Annotated in this window: 14 protein-coding genes; 7 read left to right on the top strand and 7 right to left on the bottom strand. The window is 74.8% G+C overall.

All coding sequences use genetic code 11. The features are described 5' to 3' along the window. Positions 1–9: 9 nt before the first annotated feature. A complete protein-coding gene (locus AB0O91_RS14680) occupies positions 10–933 on the bottom strand; it encodes an aminoglycoside phosphotransferase family protein (RefSeq protein ID WP_363432039.1) in 924 nt (307 codons plus the stop codon). A 44-nt stretch (positions 934–977) separates the two neighbouring features. Then, the gene (soxR, locus tag AB0O91_RS14675) at positions 978–1,529 is read right to left on the bottom strand and encodes a redox-sensitive transcriptional activator SoxR (RefSeq protein ID WP_363432036.1); all 552 of its coding nucleotides are present in this window, start codon (positions 1,527–1,529) and stop codon (positions 978–980) included. A gap of 56 nt (positions 1,530–1,585) precedes the next feature. On the opposite strand from soxR, the gene AB0O91_RS14670 reads away from it, so the two are divergent. After that, a complete protein-coding gene (locus AB0O91_RS14670) occupies positions 1,586–2,299 on the top strand; it encodes a transketolase (RefSeq protein WP_363432033.1) in 714 nt (237 codons plus the stop codon). A gap of 46 nt (positions 2,300–2,345) precedes the next feature. After that, positions 2,346–3,263, top strand: a complete 918-nt coding sequence (locus AB0O91_RS14665; protein ID WP_363432030.1) for a transketolase — start codon at positions 2,346–2,348, stop codon at positions 3,261–3,263. Between the two features lie 64 nt (positions 3,264–3,327). Here AB0O91_RS14665 and treZ read toward each other — a convergent pair whose 3' ends face one another. The 3 genes from treZ to glgX all read right to left on the bottom strand — a co-directional run bounded on the left by treZ (position 3,328) and on the right by glgX (position 9,729). Further along, positions 3,328–5,064 (bottom strand): malto-oligosyltrehalose trehalohydrolase, encoded by a 1,737-nt coding sequence (gene treZ / locus AB0O91_RS14660; protein WP_363432027.1) that lies wholly within the window; start codon positions 5,062–5,064, stop codon positions 3,328–3,330. Continuing rightward, positions 5,061–7,493: a malto-oligosyltrehalose synthase gene (treY, locus tag AB0O91_RS14655; RefSeq protein ID WP_363432024.1), complete on the bottom strand. Its 2,433-nt coding sequence runs from the start codon at positions 7,491–7,493 to the stop codon at positions 5,061–5,063. The genes treZ and treY overlap by 4 nt, the downstream gene beginning before the upstream one ends. 88 nt (positions 7,494–7,581) lie before the next feature. Beyond that, entirely contained in the window at positions 7,582–9,729 is a 2,148-nt protein-coding gene (glgX, locus tag AB0O91_RS14650) for a glycogen debranching protein GlgX (protein WP_363432021.1), read from the bottom strand. A 513-nt stretch (positions 9,730–10,242) separates the two neighbouring features. Here glgX and AB0O91_RS14645 point away from each other — a divergent pair. The 4 genes from AB0O91_RS14645 to AB0O91_RS14630 all read left to right on the top strand — a co-directional run bounded on the left by AB0O91_RS14645 (position 10,243) and on the right by AB0O91_RS14630 (position 14,246). After that, positions 10,243–11,433, top strand: coding sequence for an SAV2148 family HEPN domain-containing protein (locus tag AB0O91_RS14645; protein ID WP_363432384.1), 1,191 nt, complete (start codon positions 10,243–10,245; stop codon positions 11,431–11,433). A 46-nt stretch (positions 11,434–11,479) separates the two neighbouring features. After that, positions 11,480–11,932 (top strand): GNAT family N-acetyltransferase, encoded by a 453-nt coding sequence (locus tag AB0O91_RS14640; protein WP_363432019.1) that lies wholly within the window; start codon positions 11,480–11,482, stop codon positions 11,930–11,932. Positions 11,933–12,078: 146 nt separating this feature from the next. Next, complete coding sequence (locus tag AB0O91_RS14635) at positions 12,079–13,344, top strand: Dyp-type peroxidase (protein ID WP_363432016.1); 1,266 nt, start codon at positions 12,079–12,081, stop codon at positions 13,342–13,344. Between the two features lie 179 nt (positions 13,345–13,523). Next, entirely contained in the window at positions 13,524–14,246 is a 723-nt protein-coding gene (locus AB0O91_RS14630; protein ID WP_363432013.1) for an exonuclease domain-containing protein, read from the top strand. A gap of 73 nt (positions 14,247–14,319) precedes the next feature. Here the strand turns inward: AB0O91_RS14630 and AB0O91_RS14625 are convergent, their stop codons facing one another. Next, positions 14,320–15,306, bottom strand: a complete 987-nt coding sequence (locus tag AB0O91_RS14625) for a polysaccharide deacetylase family protein (protein WP_363432010.1) — start codon at positions 15,304–15,306, stop codon at positions 14,320–14,322. A gap of 191 nt (positions 15,307–15,497) precedes the next feature. Next, a complete protein-coding gene (locus tag AB0O91_RS14620) occupies positions 15,498–16,391 on the bottom strand; it encodes an aminoglycoside phosphotransferase family protein (protein WP_363432007.1) in 894 nt (297 codons plus the stop codon). A gap of 519 nt (positions 16,392–16,910) precedes the next feature. On the opposite strand from AB0O91_RS14620, the gene AB0O91_RS14615 reads away from it, so the two are divergent. Then, positions 16,911–19,097 carry an MMPL family transporter gene (locus AB0O91_RS14615; protein WP_363432004.1) on the top strand — a complete coding sequence of 729 codons (2,187 nt, stop codon included), beginning with the start codon at positions 16,911–16,913 and terminating at the stop codon, positions 19,095–19,097. Positions 19,098–19,231: the final 134 nt, after the last annotated feature.

Here is a 19,231-nt window from a genome sequence, read left to right as displayed (position 1 = left end):
GGAGAGGCCTCAAGCGACGCCGAACCACTCCTCGGCGAGGTCGTCCAGCGTCCGCGCCGAGGGCTTCAACTCCCTGAGGTACCACGGCAGATCGCTGTACACGTGGAGCAGGGTGTACGCCATCAGGAGTCGCGGCTCGACGGAACGGCCGTACCCGGCCAGCAGTTGCCCGAGCAGCCGCGGGTCGGCGCGGGTGGTGAACAGGCCGACGGCGACCAGGTCGTAGGCCGGGTCGCCGATCATCGCGGGCTCGAAGTCGATCAGGCCGGTGAGCGGCCGGCCGCCGGCCGGGTCGGTGATCAGGTGTTCGCGCATGAACTCGGTGTGCAGCAGGGAGCGTTGCGGGCCGGACGGCAGCGGGGCGGCGGCCAGGAAGTCCGCGATCTGCTCCGCCCAGGCCTCGGGCAGCGCGCGTCGGCGCTGGCGCTCGACGGCCCCGGCCCGCTGCCGGTCGAGGAAGGCGGGCCAGTGCGCGGGCCCGAGCAGATCGGCGAGCGGCTCGGCGTCCAGGGCGTGCAGGACGGCGAGCGCCTCGCCGCAGTCGCGGGCGATCCGCGTGCGCCCGGCGGGCGGGACGCGCGGCCAGGCGGTGGCGAGGTCCTCGCCGTGGAGCCGGGACATCAGCACGTAGCGCCAGCCGTTGGCGTCCTCGCCGGCCGCCCGCAGCGTCGGCGTGGGGATCGGCAGGGCGCCGTCCAGGAAGTCCAGGACGCGCTCCTCCGTCAGGCCGTCTCGGGCGGCGGCCGCCGGGAACAGCTTGAGCACGTGCTCGGCGCCCACCGCGTAGACCGGGACGGACCCGGCCGCGAAGCGTTCCAGCGCCAGCCCGCCCAGGCCGAGGCGCGCGCACAGCGCCGCGGCGCCCGGGCGCAGCACCGACTCGTCGGGGACGACCGCGTCCCCCTGCTCGTCCGTCTCCACCGGGGGCAGCATGCCGAGCACCGTAGGCACCCGGACGGCCGGTCGGCAAAGCGTTTTCAGCGTGCGGACCGGCCGGTCCCGCAGCCGCCCGGGGCGTCCGCCGGGACCGGCTCGGGGCCGGTGTCCGGGCCCCGGGTGAGCAGGTAGCGGGCGCCGGGGCCGGCCTCGGCGGCGCGGTCGTCGGCGTTGTAGAGGGCGCAGCGGGTGAGCGAGAGGCAGCCGCAGCCGATGCAGCCGGTGAGCTTGGCCTTGAGGCGTTCCAGTTCGGCGATCTGCTCGTCGATCCGGCTCTGCCAGGACGCGGCGACGGCGTCCCACTCGGTGCCGCTGGGGGCGGGGCGCTCGGGCAGCCGGTCGAGGGCGACCCGGGCCTCGTCCAGCGAGAGGCCGACCCGCTGGGCGGCCCGGACGAAGGCGATCCGGCGCAGCGTGCCGCGGGGGTAGCGGCGCTGGCCGCCGGTGGTGCGGGTGGCGTGGATCAGGCCGAGGCTCTCGTAGTAGCGCAGGGCGGAGGGGGCGAGCCCGCTGCGGGCGGCCAGCCGGCCGATGGTGAGCAGGTCGCCGGTGCGCGGGCGGGCGGTGCCGGCGCCGTCGGTGGTCGCGGTCATGGGCGCCCACTGTAGTCGCTTGACCTCAAGTCGACTTTAAGTTGCACGATCGACGCATGACGACGAAGACCAGCACGGGCCTCGCGACCGGGGCCCCGTTCGAGGACCTCCAGGCGTTGATGGCCCTGATGACCGGCGACGAGAAGCACGGCCCCGCCGCCACCTCCACCCTGGACGCGCTGTGGGTGCTGTACGACCGGGTGCTGCGGGTGACGCCGGCCACCGCCGAGGCCCAGCAGCGCGACCGCTTCCTGCTCTCCAAGGGGCACGGGCCGATGGCCTACTACGCCGTCCTGGCGGCCAAGGGCTTCCTCGACCCGGCCGTGCTGCCCGGCTTCGGCGGCTACGACTCGCCGCTCGGCCACCACCCGGACCGCACCCTGCTGCCCGGCGTGGAGATCTCCTCCGGCTCGCTCGGCCACGGCCTGCCGCTGGGCGTCGGCACCGCGCTCGGGCTGCGGGCGCAGGGGCTGACCGACCCGGCGGTGTGGGTGCTGGTCGGCGACGCCGAGTTCGACGAGGGTGCCAACCACGAGGCGGTGGCCTTCGCCGGCGCCTACGGGCTGGACCGGCTGCACGTGGTGGTGGTCGACAACTCCTCGGCCACCCACGGCTGGCAGGGCGGCATCGCCCGGCGCTTCGCCACCGAGGGCTGGTCCACCGCGACCGTCGACGGCCGCGACCACGAGGCGCTGTACCGGGCGTTCACCACCGGGCACCCGGGCCGCCCGCACGCGGTGGTCGCCCGGGTCGAGCCCAAGAGCTCCTGACCCCACCCGCCTGCCCACCCACCGGACGATGAGAGGCACTTCACCGATGGACACCATGCGCGACCGCTTCGTCGACGTCACCACCCGGCTGCTGGAGGAGGACCCCCGGCTGGCCGTGGTGCTCGCCGACATCACCGCCGCGGCGTTCGAGCCCGCCCGGGAACGCCACCCCGACCGGGTGGTCAACGTCGGCATCCGCGAGCAGCTGCTGATCGGCGCGGCCGGCGGACTGGCGCTGACCGGAATGCGTCCGATCGCCCACACCTTCGCCAGCTTCCTGATCGAACGCCCCTGGGAGCAGGTCAAGTTGGACCTCGTGCACCAGGGCGTCGGCGCGGTGCTGGTGAGCGCGGCCGGCTCCTACGACTGGCCGGCCGGCGGCCGTACCCACATGTCCCCGGGCGACGTCGCCCTGCTGGACACCCTCCCGGACTGGACGGTGCACGTCCCGGGCCACCCGGAGGAGGCCGAGCAGCTGCTGCGGCACGCCGTCGCGGACGGTGACCGCAACGTGTACGTCCGGCTCTCCGCCCACCAGAACGCCGAGCCGGTCGCGGTCGAGCCCGGCCGCTTCAGCACCGTGCGCACCGGCGCCCGGGGCGTGGTGCTGGCCGTCGGCCCGATGCTGGACGCGGTGCTGGCGGCCACCGAGGGCCTGGACGTCACCGTGCTGTACGCGGCGACGGTGCGCCCCTTCGACGCCGCCGGGCTGCGCGCCGCGCTGGGTGCCGGGTCGGGTGTCGCGTCGGGCGAGCGGGCGGACGTGGTGCTGGTGGAGCCGTACCTGGCGGGCACCTCGGCCAACGAGGCGCACGCGGCGCTGGCCGACCGGCCGCACCGGGTGCTGGCCCTGGGCGTGCCCCGCGAGGAGCACCGGCAGTACGGCTCGATCCCGGAACACCTGGCCGCCTACGGCCTGGACGCGGCCTCGCTCAAGGAGCGGATCGGCACCTTCCTCTGGTGATCCGGACGGCGGCCCGTGCGGTGATCCGCCCGGCGATCCGGGAGGCGCGCCGCCCGGTGATCGGCTACAGGCGCACGACGGCCACCGCGTCCCCGGCCAGCCGCACCGCCGCGCCCTCCAGCGCCGCCGTCCCGAAGGCCGCCACCACCTCCCGCCCGGTGCCCGCCAGCGGCAGCGCCGCCTCGCCCGGGCCCAGGTTGACCGCGACCCGGTACGGCCCCCGGTGCACCACCAGCCAGCCCGCCGCCTCGTCGTACGCCACCCGCACCGCGCCGAGGTCCGGATCGGCGAGCTCCGGCCGGGTGCGCCGCAGCCGGATCAACGTCCGGTACCAGTCCAGGAGTTCGGAGTGCGGGGCGCGCCGCGGCTCGGTCCAGTCGAGCACCGAGCGCAGCACGGTGGCCGGCTCCTGCGGGTCCGGGACGGCCTCGGCGGCCCAGCCGTGCTCGGCGAACTCCCGCCGCCGGCCCTGCCGGACGGCCTCGGCGAGCGCCGGGTCGGTGTGGTCGGTGAAGTACTGCCAGGGGGTGGCGGCGCCCCACTCCTCGCCCATGAACAGCATCGGGGTGAACGGCGAGGTGAGCACCAGCGCGGCGCCGCAGGCCAGTCGGCCGGGCGTCAGCGAGGTGGAGATCCGGTCGCCGAGGGCCCGGTTGCCGACCTGGTCGTGGGTCTGGAGGTAGCCGAGCAGCCGGTGGCCCGCCCCCGGGGTGAACGGGCGTCCGTGGCGGCGCCCCCGGAAGGTGGACCAGCTGTCGTCGTGGAAGAAGCCGTGGCGCAGCGCCTTGGCCAGGGCGGCCAGCGGTGCGCGGGCGAAGTCGCCGTAGTAGCCCTGGGATTCGCCGGTCAGCGCGCAGTGCAGGGCGTGGTGGAAGTCGTCGCTCCACTGGGCGGTGAGGCCCTGGCCGCCGGCCTCCCGGGCGGCGGTGGTGCGCGGGGTGTTGAGGTCGGACTCGGCGACCAGGAACAGCGGGCGGTTCTCCGTCGTCGCCAACCGCTCGACGGCGCAGGAGAGTTCCTCCAGGAAGTGGACGGCCCGGTCGTCCACGAGGGCGTGCACCGCGTCGAGCCGCAGGCCGTCGATCCGGTAGTCGCGCAGCCAGGCCAGCGCGCTGCCGATCAGGTAGTCGCGGACCTCGTCCGAGCCGGGCGCGTCCAGGTTGACCGCCGAGCCCCACGGGGTGTGGTGCCGGTCGGTGAAGTACGGGCCGTAGGCGGGCAGGTGGTTGCCGGACGGGCCGAGGTGGTTGTGCACCACGTCGAGGATCACCCCGAGGCCCTTGCGGTGGGCGGTGTCCACGAAGCGCTTGAGGCCCTCGGGGCCGCCGTAGGGCTCGTGCACGGCCCACAGCGAGACCCCGTCGTAGCCCCAGCCGTGCTTGCCGGGGAACGGGCAGACCGGCATCAGTTCGACGAAGTCCACGCCCAGTTCGACCAGGTGGTCGAGCTGGTCGGCGGCCGCGTCGAAGGTGCCGCGCGCGGTGAAGGTGCCGACGTGCAGCTCGTAGAGCACCGCGCCGGGCAGCGCGCGCCCGCGCCAGCCGGTCCGCGACCAGCGGAAGGCGGTGTGGTCCACCGCCCGGCTGGGGCCGTCGGGGCCGTGCGGCTGCCGGGGCGAGCGCGGGTCGGGCAGCGGCGGGCCGCCGTCCAGCCGGAAGGCGTAGTCGCCGTCGGGGGCCTGCCCGGACCACCAGCCCTCGCGGTCCGGTCGGCGCGCCAACGCGTGGGCCGCACCGTCGACTTCGACCTGGACGCCGGTCGAAGCGTTCGGCGCCCACACCTCGTACCGGGCCACCCTCATCCCCTCCTCCTCAGCAGGGCCACCGGGGCGGCCGCCAGCAGTTCCGCCACCGGCACCGTCCCGGCCGGGAAGCCGCGCAGCGACAGCCGGTCCGTCCAGGGGCCGCCGGGCGGCAGTTCCAGCACGGCGTCCCGCCAGCCGCCCGCCCGGGCCAGCCCGTACGGCAGCCGGGTGACGACGGTGACCACGTCCTCCCCGCGGGCGAAGGCGAGCAGGTGGTCGGGGGCGGCCAGCGGCCGGTAGGCGCCGAGCGGGTGGGAGCGGCGCAGGTGCAGGGCGGTGGTGGTGAGGTGCAGCTTCTCGCGGGCGAGGTCGCCGGGGCGCGGGGTGGCGGAGTCGGTGAGCCGGACGGCGAGCGCGCCGAGGTCGACCACGCCCCGGTTGTCCGGGTCCACCAGGGTGTACAGCGGCTCCTCGCTGCCCTGGTAGAGGTCCGGCACGCCCGGGACGGTCAGGTGCAGCAGGGCGGCGGACAGGGTGTTGGCGCGGGCGTACGGGCCGAGCGCCCGCACCGTGCCCTCGATCCGGGGGAGCAGCCCGGCGTTGCCGTACACCGCGCGGGCGCGCTGCTCCAGGGCCTGTTCGTAGCGGGCGTCGGGGGCGGTCCAGGAGGTGTGCAGCTTGGCCTCGCGGGCGGCCTTGAGCAGCGCGGCGACCAGCCGGTCCGGGCCGATCGGCCAGGCGGCGACCAGGGTGTGCCAGAGCAGCCAGTCGGCGTCGCGGTCGAGCCCGGCCCCGGCCGGTCCGGCGGCGGTGGACCACGCGGCGGCCTCGGCGGCCCAGGCCTCCGGCTGTTCGGCGAGGACGGCGAGCCGGGCCCGGGCGTCGGCGCTGCGCTTGGTGTCGTGGGTGGAGAGCACCGTCATGCTGAGCGGCCAGGCCCGCTCCAGGTAGCGGCACCAGTCGTGGAACTCGGCCGGGTGCAGCCCGGGCCGGGCGGGCTCGCCGCCGACCTCGTTGAGGCCGGGCAGCGCGTTCCAGCGGTAGAAGGCGGTGTCCTCGACGCCCTTGGCGGCCACCGCGGCGGCGGTCTGGGCGAAGCGGGCGCAGAACTCCCGGTGGTCGGCGCCGTCGCCGAGTCCGCCGAGGGCGAGGGCGGCGACCAGGCGCTCGGTCGGGTCCGCGGTGTCGTCCACCGCCAGGCCGGGGTCGGCGGCGGGCTCCCCGGGGCGCGCGTACGGCCGGTACACCGGGTAGTCGGTGAGCAGCCGGCGCAGCGCCGCGCGCAGCTGCCCGGGCGCGTGGTCGGCGTGCGCGGGTTCGGCGGCGCCGATCCGCAGCGCGATCCGGACCAGCCGCTCGACCTCGGCGCCCAGCTCGCCGTCGGGCCCGGTCATCTCGGCCCGGCCGCGCCGGGCGGCGGCCACCGCCGGGTGCGGGTCCTCGCACGGGCCGCCCGCGGGCCCGCCGTGGACCGGCCCGCCGTGCAGGAAGGCCCGGTAGGCGCCGGTGAGCCGGGCGGCGCCCGCGTGGTCGGTGAGCACGCCGTCGATCCGGCGCAGCGCGTCGTAGCCGGTGGTGCCGGCCACCGGCCAGTCGGCGGGCAGCCGCTCCCCGCCGGTGAGGATCTTCTCGACCACGGTGTAGGCGCCGCCCGTGGCCCCGGCCAGCCTGCGCAGGTAGCCGCGCGGGTCGGCGAGCCCGTCCGGGTGGTCGATCCGGAACCCGTCCAGGACGCCGTCGGCGTGCAGCCGCAGCAGGACGGCGTGGGTGGCGGCGAAGACCTCCGGGTCCTCGGCCCGCACGGCGATCAGCTCGTTGACGGTGAAGAAGCGCCGGTAGTTCAGCTCGGTGCGGGCCAGCCGCCACCAGGCGAGCCGGTACCACTGGCGGGCCAGCAGCTCGGGCAGCGGCAGCCCGGCGGTGCCCGGGCGCAGCGGCAGCTCGTGCCGGTGGTAGCGCAGGGTGTCGCCGTCCACCACCAGCTGGTCGAGGACGGCGCCGAGCCGGTCGCCGAGCAGCGGCAGCAGCACCCGGCCGCGTCCGGGGGCGTCGGCGGGGCCGGTCTGGGCGGTCCACTCGATGTCGAACCAGCGCGCGTACGGCGAGTCGGGCCCGTCCCGCAGCACCTGCCAGAGCGGCCGGTTGAGCCGTTCGGGGACGGGCACGGCCATGTGGTTGGGGACGACGTCGGCGATCAGCCGCAGGCCGTGCCGGTGCGCCTCGGCGGCGAGGGCGCGCAGTGCGTCCTCGCCGCCGAGCTGTTCGCTGATCCGGGTGTGGTCGACGGTGTCGTAGCCGTGGGTGGAGCCGGGGACGGCCTCCAGCAGCGGGGACAGGTGCAGGTGGGAGACGCCGAGCGCGGCCAGGTAGGGGACGGCGGCGGTGGCGTCGGGCAGGGTGAATCCGGGCTGGAGCTGGAGGCGGTAGCTGGCGGTGGGGTGGGTAGCGGCCGGGCGGGGCTGCGCGGGCTCGGCGGCGGAGGTCATAGGTCCATAGGTACCCGGCCGGGCCCGCCGCCAAGACCCGCTGCTGATCCGAACAGGTGACCGCGGGATCCGCGGGCCGCCCCGGGGATCAGGCGGGCCGCTGCAGCACCATCAGCGAGCGGTCGGTCAGGCAGAGCGCGTCCCCGGCCTTGACCCGGGCCCCGGTGCCGGGGGCGGGCAGCCGGGGCTGCGCGGTGTCGACCACGACCTGCCACTCCTGGCCGTGGTCGGCGGGCACGGTGAACTCCAGCGGCTCGAAGTGGGCGTTGAACATCAGCAGGAAGGAGTCGTCGACGATCCGCCCGCCGCGCCGGTCCGGCTCGGAGATGGCGTAGCCGTTCAGGAACACGGTCAGCGACTTGGCGTAGCTGGCGCCCCAGTTGCGCTTGGTCATCTCCTCCCCGGCGGGGGTGAACCAGGCGATGTCGGTGAGGTCGTCGTAGCCGTTCGGCGCGGGCACCACCGAGCCGTGCCGGCCGGACACCGGCCGCCCGTGGAAGAACCGCCGGCGCCGGAACACCGGGTGGTCGCGGCGCAGCCAGATCATCCCCTGGGTGAACTCCAGCAGCCGGGCCGCCGGGCCGTCGCCCTCGGGCCAGTGCACCCAGGCCAGTTCGTTGTCCTGGCAGTAGGCGTTGTTGTTGCCCTGCTGGGTGCGGCCGAGTTCGTCGCCGTGCGAGAGCATCGGCACGCCCTGGGAGAGCATCAGGGTGGCGATGAAGTTGCGCTGCTGGCGCGCCCGCAGCTCCTCGACGGCGGGGTCGGTTCCGGGGCCCTCGACGCCGCAGTTCCAGGACCGGTTGAAGGACTCGCCGTCCCGGTTGTCCTCGCCGTTGGCCTGGTTGTGCTTGTCGTTGTAGGAGACCAGGTCGCGCAGGGTGAAACCGTCGTGGCAGGTCACGAAGTTGATCGAGGCGATCGGGCGGCGGCCGTCGTCCTGGTAGAGGTCGGAGGAGCCGGTGAGCCGGGAGCCGAACTCGGCCAGGGTGGCGTTCTCGCCGCGCCACAGGTCGCGCACGGTGTCCCGGTACATGCCGTTCCACTCCGTCCACAGCGGCGGGAAGTTGCCGACCTGGTAGCCGCCCTCGCCGAGGTCCCAGGGCTCGGCGATCAGCTTGGCCTGGGAGACCACCGGGTCCTGCTGGACCAGGTCGAAGAACGAGGACAGCCGGTCCACCTCGTGGAACTGCCGGGCCAGGGTCGCGGCGAGGTCGAAGCGGAAGCCGTCCACGTGCATCTCGGTGACCCAGTACCGCAGCGAGTCCATGATCAGCTGGAGCACGTGCGGGCTGCGCATCAGCAGGCTGTTGCCGGTGCCGGTGGTGTCCTCGTAGAAGCGCTGGTCCCGGGCGAGGCGGTAGTAGGAGACGTTGTCCAGGCCGCGCATCGACAGCGTCGGCCCGAGGTGGTTGCCCTCGGCGGTGTGGTTGTAGACGACGTCGAGGATGACCTCGATCCCGGCCGCGTGCAGCGCCTTGACCATCGACTTGAACTCCTGCACCTGCTGGCCGCGGTCGCCGGTGGAGGAGTAGGAGGAGTGCGGGGCGAAGAAGCCGACGGTGTTGTAGCCCCAGTAGTTGGCCAGGCCGAGGTCGCGCAGCCGGTGGTCGCGGACGAACTGGTGCACCGGCATCAGCTCGATCGCGGTGACGCCGAGCTTGGCCAGGTGCTCGATCACCGCCGGGTGGGCCAGGCCCGCGTAGCTGCCGCGGATCTCCTCCGGGATGCCCGGGTGCAGCCGGGTGAGGCCCTTGACGTGCGCCTCGTAGATGACGGTGCGGTGGTAGTCGGTGCGCGGCGGGTGGTCGGTGCCCCAGTCGAAGTACGGGTTGATCACCACCGAGTGCATCGTGTGCGGGGCGGAGTCGAGGTCGTTGCGGCGCTCGGGCGCGCCGAAGTGGTAGCCGTAGACGGACTCGTCCCAGTCGATGTGGCCGCTCATCGCCTTGGCGTACGGGTCCAGCAGCAGTTTGGCGCTGTTGTGCCGCTGGCCCAGGCCCGGGTTGTACGGGCCGTGCACCCGGAACCCGTAGCGCTGGCCGGGCTGGACGCCCGGGAGGTAGGCGTGCCGGACGAAGGCGTCCGTCTCGCGCAGTTCGACGGCGGTCTCCGAGCCGTCCTCGTCGATCAGGCACAGCTCGATCCGGTCGGCACTCTCCGAGAACACCGCGAAGTTGGTGCCGGCCCCGTCGTAGGTGGCGCCGAGGGGGTAGGGCTTACCGGGCCAGACCTGCATGAGTCCTCAACTTCCCTGTGACAACTTCCTTGTGGTGTAAGGCAACTGACGTGTCGTCCGAAGCGCTGACCGGCGTCCGGCCCGGTCGTGTGCCCGGGCCCGGACGCTCTCTTCCCGGCCGGGCGGCCGGGCATGTGCGGCGGTCGCGCGCCGTGACGCACGGCACAGCCCGCATACTCCCCGAGCCCTTCCCCGCCGTCCGGGAGGTTCCGCCGGGGTTGCTCCGAACGGGTGTCCGGCGGGCATTCGTGTGAAGACTGCGGCCTCCGGTGCGGAAGGTGCCCCGGAGGGCCCCTCGCCCAACCGGCTGCGAGCGGCTCGCGGCGGGCAGTACCCTTGATCGTCCGGCCGCCCCGGCCGATCCCGCGGACTCCCGACACTCCGTCAACGCCCCGGGGCAGAACGAGCAGCAACCAGATGAGGTGGCGCATGGTGTTCCCCGCCGGCGGCCGTGGCTCCGGGCCCGACGGCCCCGACCGGGGCGGCACCCGCAGCGAGGCGCCCACGGTCGTCATGCGCCCCACCCTGACCGGCCGGGCCCTGGTGCCCGCCCAGGGCGGCCCGGTCGAAGTCCCCGCACTCGCCTGGTCGGCCGGCGAGTGGGAGGAGGCCTACCAGCGGGTCCGGCTGTCCGGCCGCGCCTACGTCTGGCTCAACCTGGTCGAACAGCGGCTGCGCGCCCTCGTCGACGAGGTGCTGCACCCGATCTACGCCCCCGCCCACGGCGAGGACTGGGTCACCGCCGCCGCCGGACCGGCCGGCGAGGAGTGGGCCCACCGGGCCGGCGCCGTCCGCGAGGTCAGCCGCCGCAAGGGCTACCTGCTCGACCCGGCCGACGACGACCCGCTGGTCTTCCTCACCCTGCCCCAGCTGCGCGAACTCATGGTCCAGCACTGGCCCTGCTTCGAGCCCTTCCTCGCCGACCGGCGCGAGATCGAACTCGCCCTGGACGAACTGGAAGTGGCCCGGCACGTGGTCTCCCGCAACCGGGTGCTCACCCAGACCGTACTGGCCCAGACCGAGCGCGCCGCCGCCCGGCTGCTGGCCGTCCTGGACGGCGGCGCCGGCGGGGTGCCCGCCGACGTGGTCGAGTCCCTGGTCGCCGGCCGCTACGCCGACGTGGTCGCGGTGCACGCCGACCGGGTCCGGCTGCAACGCGACCTGCCGGTCGAGGACCTGCTCGACGGCGCCCGCCGCCTCGACGCGCTCGGCATCGGCCTCGGCATGCTCTGCCAGAACTACACCGGCAAGCGCCTCGTCCGGCTGGCCGGCGAGGGCTGCCGGGTCCGGCTGCTGTTCCTCAACCCGGCGAGCAGCGCCGTCCGCCGCCGCGAACGCGAACTCGGCCTCACCCGCGGCGAGTTGTCCCGCTCGATCGAGATGAACATCATGCACGTGCGGCGGGTCCGGGCCCGGCTGCGGGACCAGGGCGGCTTCGAGATCCGGGTCTTCGACGAGACCCCGCGCTTCACCGCCTACCTGGTCGAGGGCCCCCGCCCCACCGGCCCGGTGGCCGGCCGCCGGCAGAGCCGCGACCTCGGCGTCATCCAGCCCTACCTGCGCCGCTCCCGCGGCATGGAGTCCCCGGCACTCATCCTGCGCGGCGGCGCCGGCCAGCAGCCCGGCGGCAGCGAACCGGGGCTGCTGGAGGTCTACCGCGAGGAGTTCGAAGGCGTCTGGGCGGACTCCCGGAACGTGTCCTGAGACCTCCCCTGGCCAGGAGCCGGGCCCCGGTGCGACACTGCGCGCCGTGAACAGCCTCCCCGCCTGGACCCTGCGACCGGCCCGCCCCGAGGACCTCGACCCCATCGTCGACCTCAAGGCCCAGGTCATGCGCGCCGACCTGGAACGCCTCGGCCGCTGGGACCCGGACCGCTCCCGGGAACGGGTACGGAAGTCCTTCTCCCCCCGGCACACCTCCGTGCTCCAGGTCGACGGGGCCTTCGCCGGCTGCGTCACGATCCGCCCCGACACCTCCGGCGGGCGCCACCTGGAGCTCTTCTACCTGGCCCCGCACCTCCAGGGCCGCGGCCTCGGCACCGCCGTGCTGCGCCACCTCCTCGCCGACGCCGACGCCGCGGGCGAGGCCGTCCACCTGGTCGTCCTGCGCGGCAGCGCCGCCCGGCGGCTGTACGAACGGCACGGCTTCACCGTCGCCGCCGAGGACCCGATCGACGTCACCCTGCACCGCCCCGCGCCGTGACGGCCCCCGGCGACACCCCGGCCCGCCCACCCCGGCCGGCCGGTAGGCCGTACGGCTGGTGACCGACCGGTAGTCATTCGATGGGACCACACCGCCCCGGCGCGCTCGTCCGCCCGCCGGGGCCGCCCGCCATAGCGTCCGGTCCCATGATCGACAGCCCGCACCCGACCGGCTCCGAACACCCCCGCGCCACCCGCCGCACCCTGCTGCGCACCGCCCTCGGCGCCTCCACCGCCCTCGCCGCCCTCCCCGCCGCCGCCCTCCCCGCCGCCGCCCCCGCCGCCGCGGCCCCCCGCAGCCCCGGCGGGCGGATCGAGTTCCACGGCCCCCACCAGGCCGGCATCCTCAACCCGCCACCCGGCTACGGCACCTTCCTCGCCCTCGACGTCACCGCCCGCGACCGCGCCGCCCTGGAAACCCTGCTGCGCACCCTCACCGACCGGATCCGCTTCCTGACCGCCGGCGGCACCCCGCCCGACCTCGGCCCCGACGCCGCCCCCGCCGACAGCGGCACCCTCGGCCCCGTCCTGCCCGCCGACGACCTCACCGTCACCCTCTCCGTCGGCGCCTCCCTCTTCGACACCCGCTACGGCCTCACCGACCGCCGCCCGCGCCGCCTCACCGCCATGCCCGCCTTCCCGGTCGACGCCCTGCGCCCCGCCGAATGCCACGGCGACCTCTGCCTCCAGGTCTGCGCCGAGAACCGCGACACCGTCCAGCACACCATCCGCGACCTGCTCCGCCGCACCACCGGCCTCACCAGGCCCCGCTGGCAGCTCGACGGCTTCCAGAACCGCTCCCGCCCCACCGGCGCCGCCCGCAACCTGCTCGGCTTCAAGGACGGCATCGAGAACCCGGACACCGAATCCGCCCGGCAGATGGACGACCTGGTCTGGGTCGGCGCCGGCGGCGACGAACCCCGCTGGGCCGTCGGCGGCAGCTACCAGGTCGTCCGCGCCGTCCGCACCCTGGTCGCCGGCTGGGACGAAGTCCCGCTGCACCGGCAGGAACGCCTGATCGGCCGCCGCAAGGACGACGGCGCCCCGCTCGGCGCCGCCGGCGAGACCGACGCCCCCGACTACACCCACGACCCGGACGGCGCCGTCATCCCCCTCGACTCCCACATCCGCCTCGCCAACCCCCGCACCGACGCCACCCTCCCCAGCCGCATCCTGCGCCGCGCCTTCAACTTCGACCGCGGCCTCGACCCCGACGGCGAACCCGACCTCGGCCTCGCCTTCTGCTGCTACCAGCAGGACGTCAAGCGCCAGTTCGAAGCCGTCCAGACCCGCCTGAACACCGAACCCCTCGCCCGCCACCTCCGCCCCACCGGCGGCGGCTACTTCTACACCCTCCCCGGCGCCCAGGACCCCACCGACTGGCTCGGCCGCACCCTCCTGACGGCCGACTGAGGGCCCTCGACTCCCTTGCCCCGCCCCCGACTTCACCGGTCCGGGCCCGCCGCCGGGCGGGCCCGGACCGTCGCCGTACCGCCCGGACCGGCCCCCTTGATCGGCTCCCCGGCGGCCGGGTTGTCGGTGGGGCGGGTGATGATAGGGGCTTCGTGCAGGAGGACGGAAGGACAGACCTGATGAGCTGGTGGCAGCAGCCACTGGTCGGCTTCGACCTGGAGACCACGGGCACCGACCCGGCCGTGGACCGCATCGTCACGGCCGCGCTCGTGGACACGGTCGGCGCCGTCCGGGTGGAGGCGGCCAACTGGCTGCTCGATCCCGGAGTGCCGATCCCCGCCGAGGCGGAGGCGATCCACGGGATCGGCGACGTGGTGGCGCGCAGCAGGGGGCGGCAGGCCAAGGAGGCGGTGGAGGAGATAGCCGCGGCGCTCTGCGCGCGGATCGCGGACGGCCGGCCGGTGGTGGCGTTCAACGCGCCCTTCGACCTCTCGCTGCTCGACGCCGAGCTGCGCCGGCACGGGCTGCCCACGCTCGCCGAGCGCCTCGGCGCCCCGGTCGGGCCGGTGCTGGACGCCCTGGTGATCGACCGGGCGGTGGACAAGTACCGCAAGGGCTCCCGCACCCTGCAACGGGTCTGCGAGGTGTACGGGGTCGAGCTGACGGACGCCCACGAGGCGGGCAGCGACGCGCTGGCCGCGGTGCGGGTCGCCGTCGCGCTGGCCGGGCGCTACCCGGCCGAGGTGGGGGAGGTGGCCCCGGCCGAGCTGCACCGGCGGCAGGTCGGCTGGTACCGGGACTGGGCCGAGGGCCTCCAGGCCTGGCTGCGCCGCGGCAAGGACCCGCAGGCCGAGGTCGACCCGCGCTGGCCGTCCAGGCCGACCCCGGACGACCGGGGGTGACGGTGCGCGGCGGCGCCCGACCGGGCGCCGCCGGCTGAGCCCTCCCGGCGGCCCGGAGGACTGCCCAACTGCCCTACGAGGCGGGGAAGTCGAAGGTGTACCCCTGGGCGACCAGCCAGGGCAGCAGCTGCTTGAGCGCGGCGACGGTCTGGCTGCGGTCGCCGCCGCCGTCGTGCATCAGGATCACCCCGCCGGGCTTGAGCTGCTTCTGCACGGTGGCGACGATCGCGGGCACGCCGGGGCGGGACCAGTCGCGCGGGTCGACGGACCAGCCGAGCGAGGACATCCCGAGGCCCGCGGTGATGTGCTCGTTGTCGGCGTTGAAGCCGCCGCCGGGGGCGCGGAACCAGTCGACCCGGGTGCCCGGGCCGCCGGCCCGGACGATCATGTCCCGGGCGGCGCCGATCTCGTACGCGGCCTTGTCGTGCGGGAGCTTCTCGAACGGCTGCGGGTGGTGGACGCTGTGGTCGCAGAGCCGGTGGCCCCCGGCCAGGACCCGCTTGACCAGGGCCGGGTTGGCGGCGGCGTTCTGGCCGATCTCGCAGAAGGTGGCCTTGACGTGGTACTGGGCGAGCAGGTCGAGGATCTGGCCGGTGGCCGGGCCGGGGCCGTCGTCGAAGGTGAGCGCGACGGTGCGGCCGCCGGTGGCGGTGGAGCCGATCACCCTGGTCGGCGACCCGGCGTGCACGGGGGGTGCGGGCTGCGCGGTCGTGGCGGTGGGCGAGGCGGCGGGGGTGCCGTGGGCGCTGCCGGTCGGGCCGTGGCCGGACGCGGCCGGGGTGTGCGGCCGGACGGCGGCCGGCGGTGCGGCGGAGCCGGAGCCTGAGCCGGTGGCGGCGTCGGAGCCGGGGGCGGGCGCGAGGGTCGTGGCCGCGCTGTCGGTCGGCCGCGGCGAGGCGGCGGTGGTGCTCGGCTGGAGCGCCCCGTTGGCGGTGCCGCACGCGGACAGGCCCAGGACGGCGGCCACCGCGGCGCAGCCCGCGACCAGCAGGCGACGGCCGGTCGGACGGCCCGGGAGGAGGGGGAGGGGGGAGCGGCGACGGGGGGCGGTCCGGTGCATGGTGGCGGCTCCTGAGGGGCGAGAAGGGTGCCGATCCCTCGGTCAGGATGACTGTGCGATAGGACGCCGATCGTACGTGTCCCGGTTGCGCGCCGGACGGATCCGGCCTAGGAGTCTTCTCACACCCGGGCACACCCGATCGCACCCGACCGGTCCGGCTCCCGCAGGTCGGCCGGGGCGGCGGCGCACCCTCAGAACGGGTACCAGCGCACGTCGGCGGCGCCCTCGCGGAGCGAGGCGACCCGGCGGCCGAACTCCGCCAGCGCGGCCGGGTTCCCGACCGCCTGCTGGGCGACCCAGGAGGCGCTGGCGGTCTCCCGGGCCCCGCGCAGCACCGCGAAGCCGGACCAGTCCCGGACGTCCCGCCCGTACGCCTCGGTGAACGCCCGGTACTCCGCGTCCGGCACGCCGTAGCGGTCGTGGCTGAGCGCGAGCACCACCAGGTCGTGCTCGCGCAGGTCGTCGGCGAAGGTCTCCAGGTCGAGCAGCACCGGCCCGTCCGGGCCGACGTGGACGTTGCGCGGCAGCGCGTCGCCGTGGATCACCCCGGGGCGCAGCTGTGGCGCGAGCTCGGGCAGGGCGGCGGCGAAGGAGTCCCGGCGGTGGCGCAGGAAGGCGACGTCCGCGGGGTCGACGTGTCCCTCGGCGGAGGCGAGCCAGCGCTCGACCGGCGCCAGCAGGTCGCGCCGGCCGACCGGGAAGGGCGGCAGCGGCAGCGCGTGCAGGGCGAGCAGCAGCGGGGCGAGGTCGGCCGGGCGGGCGGGGCGGACGGCGGGGGCGAGCCGGTGCCAGAAGGTGACCGGGTGCCCGTGGGCGAGCTGGGGCTCGGGCGTCGGCGCCTCGTACGGGCGGACCACCGGGAGGCCCTGGTCGGCCAGCCAGTGCGCGACGGCCAGCTCGCGGCGGGCCCGGTCGCGCAGTTCGGGGGCGCGGCCGACCTTGGCGACCACGGCCGGGTCGACGAGGTCGAAGACGGCGTTCTCGCCGAGCGCGAGCAGCCGGGCCCCGAGCGGGTCGGGCAGTCCGGCGGCGGCGCAGGCCTCGGTGAGCAGCAGCCGGGCGCGGTCCTCGTCGAAGGGGATCATGGCTGGGCTCCGTTCCGCCGCCGTTCATCCGTCCGTCCGGAGGATTCCGGACGGTGATCATCATGACGCACGGCGGGCCGGACGGGCGCCCGGCCCCGCAGGTGAGCGGGCGCGCGGGCGCGCCGGAGCGGAGCGGAGCGGGTACGGGCGGGCACGCTCGGTGCCCGGCGCGCGGGCGGGGTCGGGCACCCCTGATCCCGGGACCCTGAGGTCTCCTCCCCGGGGGTAGGGGACGGGCTCCACCCTGAGGGGGAGATGTCTCCACCCGGAGCACGAGGTCAAACGCACCACGGGCACGAGACACTGGGGCGGGGCCGGTTCGGGCCGGTCCCGCACGGGGGTTGGAACACGGGGGCTCCTTGCCGCACGGCAAGCAGGTACTCGTAGGATGACGCCCAGTCCCACTTACCTGCCGACCGGCTAGGGAGCGCCAGCGCGCGCGGCCCGGCCGGTCCTGCCGTCGCCCGGCGTCCCGTCCCCCAAGGGCTGCGGTGAACCATGCCCAGGAGGCATTCGAGCATGTTCCACCGACTAGGACACTTCGTCGTCCGTCGCGCCTGGTGGGTGATCGCGGCGTGGGTCGTCGCGATGATCGCCATCGTCGCGTCGGCGCCCAAGGTCACCTCGCAGACGGACGAATCCGCCTTCCTGCCCAAGCACTACGAGTCCATCCAGGCGGCGCAGCTCCAGGAGCAGGCATTCCCGTCCAGCTTCACCCCGGCCGCGCTGCTGCTCTTCGAGCGCAACGACGGCCAGGCGCTCACCGACGCGGACCAGGCCTCGATGGACAAGGTCGTCAACGGTCTGACCGCCGCGCACATCCCCGCGGTCGAGAAGATCCTCCCGGTCGACCCCAAGGCGTCGAAGTCCAAGGACGGCAAGTACGCGCTGTCCATGGTCGCCATCGACAAGGCCAAGATGCAGAGCCCGGAGTACACGGACGCGGCGAAGAAGCTGCGCAGTGAGGGCACGAGCCTCGCCGACGGCACCGGGCTGAAGTTCCAGGTCGGCGGCCAGGCCGCCAGCAGCCTGGACCAGCAGGACGCCTCCGGTGCCACCGACGCCATCGTGATGTTCGGCAGCCTGCTGCTCGTCATCCTGATCGTCGGCATCATCTTCCGCAGCATCCTGGCCGGCATCCTGCCGGTCATCCTCGCCCTGGCCGTCGCGATGCCGGTGTCCAACGGCCTGATCGCCCGCGCGATCGACATGTTCGACCTGAAGTCCTCCCCGATGACCTCGGCGATCCTGATCATCGTGGTCCTCGGTGTGGGCACCGACTACTTCCTCTTCCTCGCCTTCCGCTACCGCGAGCGGTTGCGTCTGGGAGAGGACCGCAAGACCGCGGTGGCCAACGCGGTCGGCCGGGTCGGCGAGGCGATCGCCTCCGCCGCCGGTGCCGTCGCCGTCGCCTTCGCGGTGCTGATCCTGTCCAGCCTCGGCATGTTCACCGCGCTGGGCCCGGCGCTGGCCATCGCGGTCATCGCGACCGCCCTGGTCTCGCTGACCCTGGCCCCGGCGGTGCTCGCGGTGATCCCGTCGAAGGCCGTGTTCTGGCCCGGCAAGAAGTGGATGCAGGAGCCGCAGAACGCCCGCTTCGCCGCGCTCGGCCGGATGACCGGCAAGAAGCCCGGCCTGGTGGCCCTGGTCTCCGGCGGCATCCTGGTCGTGCTGGCCCTGGCCGGCATCAACTACAACGGCACCTACGACCTGGCGGGCAGCTCGATGCCCAAGGGCAAGGAGTCGATGGTCGTCCAGGACAAGCTGATGACGGCGTTCTCGGCCGGCGCCGCCGACCCGAGCCACGTCTACCTGACCTCCACCAACGGTGCCAAGCTCAGCGACAGTGCGATCAAGGCCTTCGGCGAGCAGCTCCAAGGCGTCGCCGGGGTCGCCACGGTCGTCACGCCGACCGCCGGCGCCAAGACCGTCAGCGCCGACGGTGCGACCGCCGACTACACGGTGCTGCTCAAGGACGCCCCGGCCTCCAACCAGGCCATCGACACCGTCGGGAAGGTCCGCGACACCGCCCACTCGGCGGCCCCGGCCGACACCAAGGCCCTGGTCGGCGGCATCACCTCGGTGTACAAGGACATCAACACCGCGATGGTGCACGACTACACGCTGGTCTTCCCGATCGCAGCCCTGCTCATCATGATCATCCTGGGCCTGCAGCTGCGCAGCGTGGTCGCCCCCTGGTACCTGATGGCCTCGGTGGGCCTGGGCTTCGGCGGCACCCTCGGCGCCACCACCCTGCTGTTCCAGAACATCAAGGGCGAGCCGGGCCTGATGTTCATGCTGCCGATCTTCATCTACCTGTTCGTGGTCGCGATCGGCACGGACTACAACATCCTGATCATCGCCCGCCTCCGGGAGGAGGCCCGTTCGGGCCGCAGCCCGCGCGAGGCGGCCCGCGAGGCGGTCAAGCACGGCGGGCCGACCGTCGCGGCGGCCGGCTTCATCCTGGCGGCGTCGTTCGCGACCTTCATGTTCGCGGGCAACGTGCTCTTCATGGAGCTGGGCTTCTCGCTGGCCTTCGGCATCGTGCTGGCGGCCTTCGTGATGGCGATGTTCTTCACCCCGTCCGTCACCGCCCTGCTCGGCCACCGCGCGTGGTGGCCCGGTCACGGCGACAGCGGACCGGCCGAGGGCCCGGCGCCGATCGTCGGCGCCACGATGTCGCCGGAGCCGGTCGGCCGACGCTGAACCCGGCGCCCGTACACGGGTCCGACACCGGACGGGGGGCCCCCCCCGCCGGGGGCCCGCCCCCCCCCCCCCGGCCCGGGGCGGAAGTGAACCCCACCAAACCCCCCATAAAGTGGGGCGCACGCCGCCCCCCC

The organism is Kitasatospora sp. NPDC089797 (assembly GCF_040684795.1).
Taxonomy (GTDB): Bacteria; Actinomycetota; Actinomycetes; order Streptomycetales; family Streptomycetaceae; genus Kitasatospora.
This window is presented reverse-complemented; position numbering and strand designations above follow the sequence as displayed.

What these genes read in the sequence shown, in the direction of transcription:
- treY (WP_363432024.1), bottom strand. Translation starts at nt 7,493, where the DNA reads ATGACCTCCGCCGCCGAGCCCGCGCAGCCCCGCCCGGCCGCTACCCAC.
- AB0O91_RS14635 (WP_363432016.1), top strand. Translation starts at nt 12,079, where the DNA reads ATGATCGACAGCCCGCACCCGACCGGCTCCGAACACCCCCGCGCCACC.
- AB0O91_RS14620 (WP_363432007.1), bottom strand. Translation starts at nt 16,391, where the DNA reads ATGATCCCCTTCGACGAGGACCGCGCCCGGCTGCTGCTCACCGAGGCC.
- AB0O91_RS14625 (WP_363432010.1), bottom strand. Translation starts at nt 15,306, where the DNA reads ATGCACCGGACCGCCCCCCGTCGCCGCTCCCCCCTCCCCCTCCTCCCG.
- treZ (WP_363432027.1), bottom strand. Translation starts at nt 5,064, where the DNA reads ATGAGGGTGGCCCGGTACGAGGTGTGGGCGCCGAACGCTTCGACCGGC.
- AB0O91_RS14630 (WP_363432013.1), top strand. Translation starts at nt 13,524, where the DNA reads ATGAGCTGGTGGCAGCAGCCACTGGTCGGCTTCGACCTGGAGACCACG.
- AB0O91_RS14615 (WP_363432004.1), top strand. Translation starts at nt 16,911, where the DNA reads ATGTTCCACCGACTAGGACACTTCGTCGTCCGTCGCGCCTGGTGGGTG.
- AB0O91_RS14680 (WP_363432039.1), bottom strand. Translation starts at nt 933, where the DNA reads ATGCTGCCCCCGGTGGAGACGGACGAGCAGGGGGACGCGGTCGTCCCC.
- AB0O91_RS14670 (WP_363432033.1), top strand. Translation starts at nt 1,586, where the DNA reads ATGACGACGAAGACCAGCACGGGCCTCGCGACCGGGGCCCCGTTCGAG.
- glgX (WP_363432021.1), bottom strand. Translation starts at nt 9,729, where the DNA reads ATGCAGGTCTGGCCCGGTAAGCCCTACCCCCTCGGCGCCACCTACGAC.
- soxR (WP_363432036.1), bottom strand. Translation starts at nt 1,529, where the DNA reads ATGACCGCGACCACCGACGGCGCCGGCACCGCCCGCCCGCGCACCGGC.
- AB0O91_RS14665 (WP_363432030.1), top strand. Translation starts at nt 2,346, where the DNA reads ATGGACACCATGCGCGACCGCTTCGTCGACGTCACCACCCGGCTGCTG.
- AB0O91_RS14645 (WP_363432384.1), top strand. Translation starts at nt 10,243, where the DNA reads ATGCGCCCCACCCTGACCGGCCGGGCCCTGGTGCCCGCCCAGGGCGGC.